This is a genomic window from Streptomyces sp. NBC_01255 (assembly GCF_036226445.1).
Lineage (GTDB): Bacteria > Actinomycetota > Actinomycetes > Streptomycetales > Streptomycetaceae > Streptomyces.
The window spans coordinates 4,726,745-4,739,016 of the sequence record NZ_CP108474.1; the positions used below are offsets into that span (position 1 = coordinate 4,726,745).

A 12,272-nucleotide genomic window follows, 5' to 3' on the forward strand; every position below is an offset into this window, starting at 1 on the left:
GGCCTGACGCCCGGTCGGCGGGGGTTGTCAGCGCGCTGCCCCACAATGGAGGGCGTACCTGAGGAGGGGCAGACATGGCCGTATGGGACGACCTGGTCGGACAGACGCGGGTCGAGGAGCAGCTCAGCGCCGCCGCGCGCGACGCCGACGCGCTCGTGACCGCCCATACCGCCGGAGAGCCCGCCCCCGAGGCGTCGAAGATGACCCACGCCTGGCTGTTCACCGGCCCGCCGGGGTCCGGGCGGGCGACCGCGGCGCGGGCGTTCGCCGCCGCGCTCCAGTGCGTGAGCCCCGACCGGGCGACGGGCGGGATCCCGGGCTGCGGATTCTGCGACGGCTGCCACACGACCCTCGTCGGCACCCACGCGGACGTGGAGATCGTCCGTACGGACCTGCTGTCCATCGGTGTGAAGGAGACCCGCGAGCTCGTCCGGCGCGCGCAGCTGTCGCCCGCCGGCGGGCGGTGGCAGGTCATCGTCCTGGAGGACGCGGACCGGCTCACCGAGGGCGCGGGGAACGTCCTGCTGAAGGCCATCGAGGAGCCCGCGCCGCGCACGGTCTGGCTGCTCTGCGCGCCGTCCATCGAGGACGTGCTGCCGACGATCCGTTCCCGCTGCCGTCTCCTGACCCTGCGGACGCCGCCGGTGGAGGCGGTGGCCGACGTGCTCGTGCGGCGCGACGGCATCGAGCCGTCCGCGGCGCACGCCGCGGCCCGCGCGACACAGGGGCACATCGACCGGGCCCGGCGGCTCGCCACGGACGAGCGGGCCCGGGCGCGCAGGGCCGTCGTCCTCAAGCTGCCGCTGCGGGTCGGGGACGTCGGCGGCTGCCTCAAGGCCGCCCAAGAGCTGGTCGACGCGGCAGCCGAGGACGCGAAGCAGGTCGCGGAGGAGGTCGACGTCAAGGAGACCGAGGACATGAAGGCGGCGCTCGGCGCCGCGCAGGGCGGGCGGATGCCCCGCGGCACGGCCGGTGTGATGAAGGAGCTGGAGGAGCGGCAGAAGCGGCGCAGGACGCGCACCCAGCGCGACAGCCTGGACCTCGCGCTCACCGACCTGACCGGCTTCTACCGCGACGTGCTCGCGCTCCAGCTCCGCTCGCGCTCGGACATCGCCAACGTGGACGTGCGGGACGCACTGGAGCGGATCGCCGCGGACACCACCCCGGAGCGGACCCTGCGCCGCATCGAGGCGATCCTGGCCTGCCGGGACGCCCTCGACAGGAACGTGGCTCCGCTGCTGGCGGTGGAGGCGATGACGATGTCGCTCCGCGACTAGGGCCTGTCCACAGGCGTCCCACACGATTGGACACGGTCCGTACCCGTCCGGATACGCTCCGGGGATGGACTCCAGGGGTTTGCTCCGTACGTCCGCCACGGCCCTCGCGGCCGCCGGACTGATCCTCTCCGGCTGCACGGGCGGAAGCGACGCCGCCGCGTCCCGCACGACGACGACGTCGGCCGCCCGCGTCTCCGCCTCCGCCGCGCCCGAGAGCGGGGCGCTGAAGAAGTACTACGGGCAGAAGCCGACGTGGCGCGACTGCGGTGTCACGGGCTTCCAGTGCGCGACGCTGCTGGCCCCGCTCGACTACGCGAAGCCGGACGGTGGTGACGTCGAGCTGGCGGTCTCGCGGATCCGGGCCACCGGACCGGGGAAGCGGCTCGGGTCGCTCCTGGTCAACCCGGGCGGGCCCGGCGGATCGGCCGTCGGCTACCTCCAGGGGTACGCGGGCATCGGCTACCCCGCCCCCGTCCGCGCCCGCTACGACATGGTGGCCGTCGACCCGCGCGGGGTCGCCCGCAGCGAGCCGGTCGAGTGCCTGACGGGCCCGCGGATGGACGCGTACACGCAGGTGGACCAGACCCCCGACGACGCGGCGGAGACCAACAGGCTGAGCGCGGCGTTCAAGGAGTTCGCGGCGGCCTGCCAGAAGCGCTCCGGGAAGGTCCTGCCGCACGTCTCCACCGTCGAGACGGCCCGTGACATGGACATCCTGCGAGCGGTGCTCGGCGACGAGAAGCTCAGCTACGTGGGGGCCTCGTACGGCACGTTCCTCGGCGCCACGTACGCCGAGCTGTTCCCCGGCCGGGTCGGCCGGCTGGTCCTCGACGGGGCGATGGACCCGTCCCTGTCCGCGCTCGACCTCAACCGCGACCAGACCGCCGGCTTCGAGACCGCCTTCCGCGCCTTCGCCGCCGACTGCGTCCGCAAGCCGGACTGCCCGCTCGGCACCGAGTCGGTCGCGGAGGCCGGCGAGGCGCTGCGGGCCTTCTTCCGCGACGTGGACGCGGAGCCGGTGCCGACGGGCGAGAGCCGCGAGCTCGGCGAGTCGCTCGCGACGACGGGCGTGATCGCGGCGATGTACGACGAGGGCGCCTGGCCCCAGCTGCGCGAGGCCCTCACCCGGGCGATCGGCGGCGAGGGCTCGGGCCTGCTCGCCCTGGCCGACAGCTACTACGAGCGGGAGGCGGACGGCACGTACGCCAACCTGATGTACGCCAACGCCGCCGTGAACTGCCTCGACCTGCCGGCCGCCTACGCCGGCCCCGCCGACGCCGAGAAGGCGGTCCCGTCCTTCGAGAAGGCCTCCCCGGTCTTCGGCGAGGGCCTCGCCTGGGCGGCCCTCAACTGCACCTACTGGCCCATGCGGCCCACCGGCAGCCCCCACCGCATCACCGCCGACGGCGCCGCCCCGATCCTCGTCGTCGGCACCACCCGCGACCCGGCCACCCCGTACAAGTGGGCGCGCTCCCTGGCCGCGCAGCTCTCCTCGGGCGTCCTCCTGACCTACGACGGCGACGGCCACACCGCGTACGGCCGGGGCAGCGACTGTGTCGACACGGCCATCAACGCCTACCTCCTGGAAGGCACGCCTCCGCAGGACGGAAAGCGCTGCTCATAGGCATGATCCGGGGGTGGTCGGAGCACCCCCGGAAACTGTGTAGACTTGGCGGCGCTGCTGCACCCAACATGGGTCTGCACGGCAAGCCGCCTTAGCTCAGCTGGCCAGAGCAACGCACTCGTAATGCGTAGGTCTCGGGTTCGAATCCCGAAGGCGGCTCGGAATTACCCCAGGACTCACTCGCCGTGACCTGGGGTTTTTTCATGCCCGGGTGGTCGGTCAGTGGCCCGTTGCGATGAAGCGGAGATAGCGGAGGAAGCCGAAGGCGCGGCGGTGGTCCGTGTCGGCTGTGGCGAGCTGCCTGACGAGCAGGTTGCGCGTGACGCTTGCATCGGCGAGTTGTGCCTGACGCTGGAGCAGTGCCGCACGCTGCTGCTGCTCCAGTGCGAGGTGCTGCTGTTTCTCCCTGTTGACCTGCTGCTGACGGGTGGCGAGGCGCTGCTGAACCTGGTCGCGCTTCTGGACGGCAGCCCTCTCGGCCTTCGCGATCTCTGCTTCGAGCTGCTTCTTCCGTGCGGCGAATTGCTGTCGGATCGCGGTCCGCTCTTTGGTGCTCAGGCTGGTCGGTGCCGACTTCCGGGCCTGCTGCTCCAGCGAGGTCCGCCAGCTTTCGAGTGCGGAGGCGCGGACTTCGCCGACTCCCGGGACCTTGACCTGCTGGCCGTTGGGCCGCATGAGATACGCGTCGCGGTTCGCGTACCGGCCGCTCTGCACGTACCGGACCCCGGTGAAGTCGGCGGCGGTGTGGATGCCGGCGACGGTCAGGGCCGTGACCGTCCCAGCGCCCATGTTGGACAGCTTTTTGACGTTCTGGATGGAAGCGAGGCGGAGCTTGCCCTGAACGTGTGTCCTGACCGCCGTCGCCAATGCGGCTTCCCGTTGTTTCTGTTCGCGGTTGCTCAGTGTGCTCAGCGTGTTCTTGAGGCCGCTGGTCGCCTTGTTGAGCGCGCTGGTGATCCGTGCCTGCTCGTCGCGCAGCTCGGTCTGGAGGCTCTTGATCTGCTGATTGAGCTGTGTGCCCCGGCTCGCACCTGCAAGGGCCAGCTCTTCGATCTCCCGGTGGATCTTCTCCGCCGCCGCCTTGGGGTCCTCCAGGGCTCCTATCTGTTGTCGGAGCGCCTTGAGCCGGGACTTCGACGCCTTGGCCTCGGGGCGGGAACGGCGGGTGGCGTGAAGGGCGCCGCCGGACACGATCAGGGCGCCCATCTGCGCGGTGGTGTAGCCGGTCGGCAATGCGCTGACGGCGGTCAGGATGCCGGGTGTGGCGGCCCCGGTCAGGGCGAGGAGCCCGGCGAGGACGTCCGCGGCGCGTCGGCGGGCGAAGCCTGTGCCGGTGGCCCCGGTGGCCCCGGTGGCCCCGGTGGCCCCGGTGGCCCCGGTGGCCCCGGCGGTCGTGGTGGCGCTCCCGCTGCTTCCCGCGGGTGCGGTTCGGGGTGGCGGGATGTGGCCGGCGAGCCAGGAGGGAGTTCCGCCTGCCGGAGCGGCGGCAGGAGGCTGCTGCTGGGCCGGGAGCGCCCCGGCCGTGGACAGCGCGGGGACGGCGTGGGCGGCCGGGGAGAGCAGCCCGTGGGTCTGCGCGGCCAGCGCCCGAAGGGCCGGGTCCGGGTGGGTGAGCAACAGACTCCACGCCAGTGAGGACTGCGGTTCCTTGAAGTCGTCCTCTTTCAGGATCAGGAATTCTCCCTCGTCGTCGTGCAACTGGTCCCAGATGCCGGGGTCAGTGGCGATCGCGACCAGGGCGAGGTAGATGATCCAGGCGGAGAACCGGTCCATGTCGGGGCCGAAGTCCGCGCTCGTGCGGGTCGGGGACTGGTAGTTGCGGTGGCCGCTCTCCGTGGCGCCCTGCCCCTTGAACGCGGGCACGTACATCCCGTCGTAGTCGACGAGGCGGAGCGTGCCGTCGGCGGCGACCAGCAGATTGCCGTGCTGGAGGTCACCGTGGGCGAGGCCGAGCTTCTCCAGGTCGGCGACCAGTGCCGCGAACCGCTTGGCCGTCCGGAGGACGGCCGGCGTGTCCCGGACGTTCCGGTCGATCCACGTGATCAGGCTCGTGCCCTCCACCCAGGCCATCTTCAGGGCCGGGTACCACTCACCGGCGACGAGGACACCCCTCGGCAGGTACTCGATGCCGACCGGCCACGGCTGGGACAGTTCGGCGGGCCTGAGGACGGCGAGCTCCCTGCTGATGGCCTGGTAGCGGGCCTCCAGCGTGCTGCTGTCACGAGTGAAGCACTTCAGCGCGTAGCGCTGTCCGCCCGGGGCGGTGACCGAGAAGACGCTGGCGAAGTTGCCCGAGATCGCCTTCGGACCGAGTACGGGGCTCTGCTGGACCGTTCCGTGTTTGAGGTCCGGGTCCTCGAAGCACAACGTGGGGTTCTGGAGAGCTTCCACGTAGTTCGCGCCCGTCGGGAACCTACGGCCGGAGACAGGTCCGCCGGGGCGGGAGAGCGCCATTACCCCTCCGTCTTCATCCGCATGCGAATGAGGGCTACGTCGTCGTTGCGCATCCGGGACTTGTCGCGCTCGTGCTGGACCCAGTCGGCGAAGATCTCTTCGCCCAGGGCCGCCAGATTCCCGAGCTGCTTTCCGGCGCCGCCCGAGTCGATCTCGGGGTGCGACAGCAGCCATGCCGCCAGCGCGTCGGTCGCCAGCAGCAGCTCGTCCTCCGCGCGTAGTTCGCCGGTTGCGGTCACCGCCCGGTCGGAGATCAGGATGGCGTCACGGTTACGGCTGCCGAGAAGCTGCGGGGTGATGCCGAAACCGTCTCCGTCCGTGATGGGGAACGAGGTGATCAGCCGGCCGTCGCGGAGATGGAAGAGGCAGCTGTCGCCGAGAGCGAAGGCCTGCCACATCCAGCGCGCGGCACCGGGGGCCGGCTCCGCCCGCATGTGGACGGCCGTCAGCGTGGCGAAGGCCCCTTTGGCCAGGCCCGGCTGTTCGTACCAGGCGATGGGCCGGCCGGAGGCCGCCCGCTCCGCCTGGTACTCCGAGACGTAGCTCTCCCACTGGTCGACCGTGCGGGCCAGAAGGCCCTCGACGAAGGACCCGGGCAGAGCGGTCTGCCCGTCGCCTGACTCGTCGTCGGCAGCCGTCATCGACGCGATGGCACCGTGCACCAACTGCCGGGCCCACACCCCGGCGAGCAGGCTCTCGGACGCTCCGTCGGACACGGCGGCGAAGAGTGAACTCGCGTCGGGTGACAGCGAGACGTCGGCGGCGTCCTCGCACTCGGCGGACGAGCTGCCCGCCTTGGGTACGAGGAAGCGCTGGACGTCGAGGGGCGACGGGCGGGCGTCCACGCTGCTCAGCGCAGTTCCGTGGCGCGGGTGCCGATGTCGAGGAACTCGACGATGGAAGTGATGTCGGCGTTGTAGACGAAGCCGCGTGTGGCTTCGCTGACCCGGTGGCCCTGCGAAGCGGCGTAGGAACGCATGTGACCGGGCAGCACGCTCGACATGTGGAAGAGCAGCCGGGAGTAGGTGTCGGGGAGTTCGCCCTCGCTGTCCGGGAACGTGACGGGCGTGCCGCTCGCCCCGGAAACGTGCAGGTTGAAGAGGAGTACCGACCCGTCGGCGGTGGCATGCGAGGCGAGCCCGATGGCTGCACTCGTGGGATCGCCGTCAGTGGACTCGCCGTCGGTCAGGTTGAGGATGATGGGAGGGAAACCGCCCGGGTGCTCGTCGACCCAGCGGGCGACGAGAGACTCGGCGTAGCCGAGGGCGCGAGTCATCGGGGTGCCGCCGTTGGTGACCGGGTCCATCCAGACGGGGAACTGCACGGTGGTCTCGACGAGGCCGCCGGCGCCGTCCGGCACCTTCTTCGTACGGCTCTCCAGGCGGGCGGGGTTGTTCGCGATCTCGCCCAGTGGCACGAGGTCCCGCCCGGCGAGTGCGCCGGTGAAGGCGGAGCCGACCTGGGTGTGGCCGTAGCCGACCACCGCGACGTGGAAGTAGTCGCGGACGCCCTCCTCCTTCGCGCACTTGACCGACAGTTCGGTCAGTAGCCGGTTGATGGCATCGGATACGACCTGGGCGCGCTGCTGGACCGTCTCGCCGCTGCCGATGGGATCGCTCATCGAGGCGGACTGGTCCACGAGGAAGATGAAGCAGCCGGGGTTGGTGCGGCTGATCTCGGCGGTGTACGGCATCTCGGCGGCCCGGCTCCTCTTGCGCGAACGGGGGCTGAACGCCGCGGCACGAGACGCACGCGGAAAACCTGACCCCCCAGGGAGGCCGATCGTAGCCGTGCCGTACCTGCTCGGTGAGCGGAATCGGAGAGAAGATCTCGGCTGCCGTCCCCTCTCCCGCACGAGGGGACGACCACCCTCGGCCGTCCCCGTACGGAGCGGGCCGAGGCGCGCACGTCGGCTGTTTCGGCTCCGGAGTGCGGCGGGACCCGAGACGGGACGCCGAGCTCAGCGGGACCGGGCCCGCTCGCCGGGTTCGGGACCTCTTGCTTGGCGCATTGGTCTAGTCCAAACTGATCGATTGACGAAGCCTCCGCGGAGTCGGCCACGCACAGCCCGCAATGCCACCGCCGGTCATGATCGACAGGTCGCGGTGACCGGATGAGGGGGATGCCATGTCAGAGAGGACGGCGGCCACGGGGCTTCCCCGGGGAGGTCCGGCAGGCGAGCCCGGTTCGTTCGGGCCACGGCTCCAGGCGCTTCGCAGACGGGCCGGGCTGAGCCAGGAGGTGGCGGCCTCGCGGGCCGGGATCAGCACCAGGGCGCTGCGTGACATCGAGCGCGGCCGGGTCCGGCAGCCCCAGTCCCGCACCCTCCAGCGCCTGGCCGAGGCGCTGGGGCTGACCGGCGGGGAGCTGGCGGACCTGCTGAGCTCCGCCCGCACCGGGCCGCCGCGCGACACCGTACGGCCGCGCCTGCTGATCCTCGGCCCGCTCTCCCTTCAGCGCGGCCGGACCCCCGTCCCCGTCACCAGCCCCATGCTGCGCCGCCTGCTCGGACTCCTCGCGCTCAAGCACCCCGAGCCCGCCACCCAGCAGGAGATCACCGACACCCTCTGGCCGTCCGGGCCGCCCAGCTCCCACCAGAGTCTGATCCACACCTACGTCAGCCAGGTCCGCCGGCTCCTTGAGCAGGGCGGCCTGCGGACCGTTCCGCCCCCCACCGTCGTCCGGACGCCCACCGGCTACCTCCTCGAGGCCGCCCGGAACCAGATCGACCTCGGCCACTTCGACGAGCTGGTGGCCCAGGCGGAGGGCCTCCATCGTGCGCAGGACGCGCGCGCCGCGTACGAGTCGCTGGCGCAGGCCCTCCAGTGGTGGCGGGGCCCCGTGCTCGCGGACGCGGACCCGGTGCTGCGCCAGCATCCGGCGGCGGTGGTGGCCAACGAGCGGCGGGTCAAGGCCGTACAGCTGCACGCCGACACGGCGCTGCTCCTCGGCCGGCCCGAGGAGACCGTCCCGGTGCTGTGGGGCATGGTGAACACCGAGCCGCTGCACGAGGGCCTGCACGCCCGGCTGATCCTCGCCCTCGCCAGCTGCGGGGAACAGGCCGCAGCCCTCAACGTGTTCAACCGCCTGCGCGACCGGCTCGACGAGGAGCTGGGCATCGCCCCCAGCGCGGAGGTACGCGACGCACAGCTGCGGGTGCTGCGCCAGCAACTGCCCCTCGCGCAGCGCCGCCCCGACCGCCCCGCGCCGCCACCCGACCGCACGGCGCCCGCCGGCCGTACGCCGCCCACCGGCCCGCTCCCGGCCCAACTGCCCGCAAGAGCAGGCTCGTACGTCGGACGGCGACGGCAGATGCGGGAGCTGGACGCCCTCGTCTCGCCCGACCCGGCGCGCCGCTCGCACCTGGTGGCGGTGGTCGGCGCGCCCGGGGTCGGCAAGACCGCCCTCGCCAAGCACTGGGCGCACGCGCGGCGCGAACACTTCGAGGACGGGCAGCTGTTCGTCGACCTGCGCGGCCACTCCCCGCTGCCGACACTGCGTCCCGGCGACGTCCTGGCCCAGTTCCTCCGGGCCCTCGGCGCCCCGCCCGACCAGCTGCCCGCGGACGAGGACGAGGCCGCGGCGCTGTACCGCACGCTGCTCGCCGACAAGCAGATGCTGATCGTCCTGGACAACGCCCGCGACGCCGAGCAGGTCAGGCCGCTCATCCCGGGCGCCCAGGGCTGCGCGGTGGTGATCACCAGCCGCAGCCGGCTCGCGGGTCTCGTCGCGAGCGACGGCGCCCGCCAGCTCGTCCTGGACGTGCTCGACCCGGAGGAGGCCCGCCAGCTCCTCGGCACCACCATCGGCGAGAGCAGGGTCGCCGCCGAGGAAGAGGCGGCCCGCAGGCTCGTGCAGGTGTGCGGCGGTCTGCCGCTGGCCATCCGGATCGCCGGTGCCAACCTGCTCGCCCGCGATGCCGGGATCGCCGACTACTGCGCCGAATTAGCGGGTGACGACATGCTCAGCCGGCTGCGCATCGAAGGGGACCGGCGCTCGACGGTACGGGCCGCCTTCGACCTCTCGTACCGCGCGCTCCCGGCCGCGGCCCAGCGGATGTTCCGCCTCCTCAGCCTGATACCCGGCCCGGACGTCACCGTGGCCGGCGCCGCGGCGCTCGCGGACGCGCCCCCGGCCGAAGCGGCCGGCCTCCTCATGAGCCTGACGAACGCCCATCTCGTACGGGAAAGGGCGGCCGGCCGGTTCGGGATGCACGACCTGCTGCGCTCGTACGGGCGCGAGCTGGTCAGCCGGGAGGAGGCGCACGCCGCCCGGCAGCGGCTCTTCGACTGGTACCTCCATCGCACCGACGCGGCGGCGCGGCTGCTCTATCCGGCGGAAGGGGTTTTGGACCCCGAGGCTGCGTCGTCGGTCTTCTCGGGCCGGGGCGAGGCATCGGAGTGGCTCGACAATGAGCGGGAGAACCTCGCCGGCGCCGTCCTCCAGGCGTCCGGCGCGGGCTTCACCGCCCTCGCCTGGCGGCTGGCCGAGAGCCTGCACGACTACCTCTCGGTGGGGATGTACACGGGCGACTGCCTCAAGGTGGCGACCGCCAGCCTGTTCGCCGCCGTCGCCGACGGCGAGCTGCGGGCCCAGGCCGCCGCCCAGTTGAGGCGCGCCGAATGCCACTGGGTACTGGCGAACAACGCGCAGGCCCTGGAACTGTTCGGCCGCGCCCTGGAGCTCGCGCGGCTGGCCGGCTGGACCGAGGGGCAGGACCTGGCGCTGCGCCGCATCCGCGCCGCGCACCAGGAGGACGGCGCCATGCGACCGGCCTGCGACCACCTCTCCCAGGCGCGGGGACTCGCCCGGTGCGGCAGCGGGGCGGAGACCGCCGACGCGGACGACGTCGCCGGCGTGGGGCTGACCTGCTGAGGGCCTGTTCCTCCGGCGGCAGGTCAACCACTCCGGCAGGTGTCCCGGTTCTGCCGGTTCCTGCGGGGTAGCCGGCGGCGCCCGGCAGAACGGTAGGTCAGCGCCGGTGCGGGAGGACCTCCGGGGGCTTCCGGTCCTCTGGTCCGACTACAGGAGCCCGCCCAGGCCCGAATCGTACGGTGGCCGCACCGGAAGGCCGCTCCCCGTGCCGATTCATGAGGTGACACGTTGCCACAGCCCACGTCGGCCTTCGCCGCCGCCCCGTGCCGAGCGCGTTCCGGGACCCCTCCCTTCGGTCATGCCCACAGGCCGCACCGCACCCGCGCGATCAGAAAGGTGACGATGGAATCCCCGGCACAGACCCCACGTCAGGAAGCCCGGCGCGCAGCCGAGGTGAACGAGTTCGTGGTCGCGTTCTACGAACGCACCATCGGACGCGCCGACTTCAGCCCGTCCGGGATCGCCGAGGAACTGGGCGTCCCGCAGCAGCGTGCCGAGCAGGCCGTCGGCGTGCTGCGCGAGCTGCGCCTGGTCAAACCGGCGGAGGGCAGCACGGACCGGCTCGTCGCGGTCAGCCCCGAGGCCGCCCAGATGGAGCTGCTGGTCCCCCTGGAGCGGGAGATCCTCGACAGCCGTCACCGACTCGAAGGATTCAAAGGGCAGTTGACCTCCTTCGTGGCGGCGTTCGAGAAGCAGGCCAGGACCCGCGCCGAAACGGTCGTGATCACCGACGACCGGGAGGAGATCGAGCTGCGCCTCCTGGAAGCCGCACAGAGCTGCACCACCGAGGTCCTCGTGATGCAGCCCTGCGTGGCCCGCGAGACCCCCGAGCTGCGGCTGGCCCGTCCGCTCGTCCTGGAGGCCGTACGGCGCGGTGCGCAGGGCCGGATCCTCTACCCCCACACCGCCCGCGGCGACTCCGACACCCGCGCCCACCTCGGCGAGCTCCTGCCCGCGGGCGGGCAGGTGCGCACCACCAACGAAGTGCGCGACCGCTTCCTGGTCTTCGACCGGAAGACGGCCTTCATCCCGGCCGGCGAGGGCGACGCGATCGCCGTCGTCTACGACGGCGCGGTCGCGGCCTTCCTCGCCGGACTGCACGCCCGGGTCTGGGAGTCCGCGTTCGACTTCGACTCCGGCGCGGCCGGTTACGCGGGGACGATGGGCGACCTGAAGGCGACCCTGCTCGACCTGCTGGCCTCCGGCGCCAAGGACGAGGTGATCGCGCGCAGGGTCGGCATGTCCGAGCGGACCCTCCGCCGCCACGTGGCCACGATCATGCAGGAACTGGCGGCCTCCAGCCGCTTCCAGGCCGGTGTGCTGGCCGCGCGGACCGGCCTGGTCGACCTGGCCCTGAGGGGTGCCGCATGAGCCGGTACGACCGACTCGCGTACACCTCGTCGGTGCGCCGGGTCCAGGAGCAGATGGGCAGCGCCACGGCGACCGACCGGCGGCTGCGGGAGCCGGTCGAGGAGGCCGAGCCGCTCACCGGCGCCGAGACCGGCTTCATCCGGAGCCTCGACGGCTTCCTGTTCGCCAGCGTGGGCGAGACCGGCTGGCCGTACATCCAGTTCCGCGGCGGCCCACCGGGCTTCGTCCACGTCCTGGACGCGCACACCCTCGGCTATCTGGACGTCCGCGGCAACCGGCAGTACATCACCACCGGCAACGTGCGCGGCAACGACCGGGTCGCGCTGTTCTTCATCGACCACGCCCGGCAGGCCCGCCTCAAACTGTTCGGTCACGCCACCGCCGTGCCGGCCGGCGAGGCTCCCGAGCTCGTCGAGCGCCTGGACTCGCCGCGTACCGACGGAACGGTCGAGCAGCTCGTCACCATCCGGGTCGAGGCCTTCGCCTGGAACTGCCCCAACCACATCACCCCGCGCTTCAGTCAGCGCGAGGTCTCCGAGGCCATGGCGCCGGTCCGTGACCGCCTCGCACTCCTTGAGCAGGAGAACGCCGCCCTGCGCGCGGAACTGGCGGACCGGCCCGCCCGCTGACCCTGCCTGCCCGCTGACCGGCCCGCCTGCTGACCCTGCCTG

At 72.2% G+C, this 12,272-nt stretch carries 8 protein-coding genes and 1 tRNA gene; 6 read left to right on the forward strand and 3 right to left on the reverse strand.

Annotated features, from left to right (window positions below; all coding sequences use genetic code 11):
• Window positions 1–74 precede the first annotated feature (74 nt).
• From OG357_RS21240 to OG357_RS21250, 3 genes are all read left to right on the forward strand, one after another.
• Window positions 75–1,277, forward strand: a complete 1,203-nt coding sequence (locus tag OG357_RS21240; RefSeq protein WP_329622650.1) for a DNA polymerase III subunit delta' — start codon at window positions 75–77, stop codon at window positions 1,275–1,277.
• 64 nt (window positions 1,278–1,341) lie between these two features.
• Window positions 1,342–2,901, forward strand: a complete 1,560-nt coding sequence (locus tag OG357_RS21245; protein WP_329622651.1) for an alpha/beta hydrolase — start codon at window positions 1,342–1,344, stop codon at window positions 2,899–2,901.
• Between the two features lie 85 nt (window positions 2,902–2,986).
• Window positions 2,987–3,060 (forward strand) — tRNA-Thr (locus OG357_RS21250).
• A gap of 60 nt (window positions 3,061–3,120) precedes the next feature.
• On the opposite strand, the gene OG357_RS21255 is transcribed toward OG357_RS21250, so the two are convergent.
• From OG357_RS21255 to OG357_RS21265, 3 genes are read right to left on the reverse strand one after another with little or no spacing between them, the layout of a single operon-like run.
• Window positions 3,121–5,355, reverse strand: a complete 2,235-nt coding sequence (locus OG357_RS21255) for a hypothetical protein (RefSeq protein WP_329622652.1) — start codon at window positions 5,353–5,355, stop codon at window positions 3,121–3,123.
• Window positions 5,355–6,200: a hypothetical protein gene (locus OG357_RS21260; protein ID WP_329622653.1), complete on the reverse strand. Its 846-nt coding sequence runs from the start codon at window positions 6,198–6,200 to the stop codon at window positions 5,355–5,357. Before OG357_RS21260 ends, OG357_RS21255 begins: the two co-directional genes overlap by 1 nt.
• A 5-nt stretch (window positions 6,201–6,205) precedes the next feature.
• Window positions 6,206–7,048, reverse strand: coding sequence for a vWA domain-containing protein (locus OG357_RS21265; RefSeq protein WP_329622654.1), 843 nt, complete (start codon window positions 7,046–7,048; stop codon window positions 6,206–6,208).
• Between the two features lie 434 nt (window positions 7,049–7,482).
• Between OG357_RS21265 and OG357_RS21270 the strand changes: the two genes are divergently transcribed.
• From OG357_RS21270 to OG357_RS21280, 3 genes are all read left to right on the forward strand, one after another.
• Window positions 7,483–10,230, forward strand: coding sequence for a BTAD domain-containing putative transcriptional regulator (locus OG357_RS21270; protein WP_329622655.1), 2,748 nt, complete (start codon window positions 7,483–7,485; stop codon window positions 10,228–10,230).
• Window positions 10,231–10,572: 342 nt separating this feature from the next.
• Window positions 10,573–11,601: a LuxR C-terminal-related transcriptional regulator gene (locus tag OG357_RS21275; RefSeq protein WP_329622656.1), complete on the forward strand. Its 1,029-nt coding sequence runs from the start codon at window positions 10,573–10,575 to the stop codon at window positions 11,599–11,601.
• Window positions 11,598–12,230, forward strand: a complete 633-nt coding sequence (locus OG357_RS21280; RefSeq protein WP_329622657.1) for a pyridoxamine 5'-phosphate oxidase family protein — start codon at window positions 11,598–11,600, stop codon at window positions 12,228–12,230. Before OG357_RS21275 ends, OG357_RS21280 begins: the two co-directional genes overlap by 4 nt.
• Window positions 12,231–12,272: the final 42 nt, after the last annotated feature.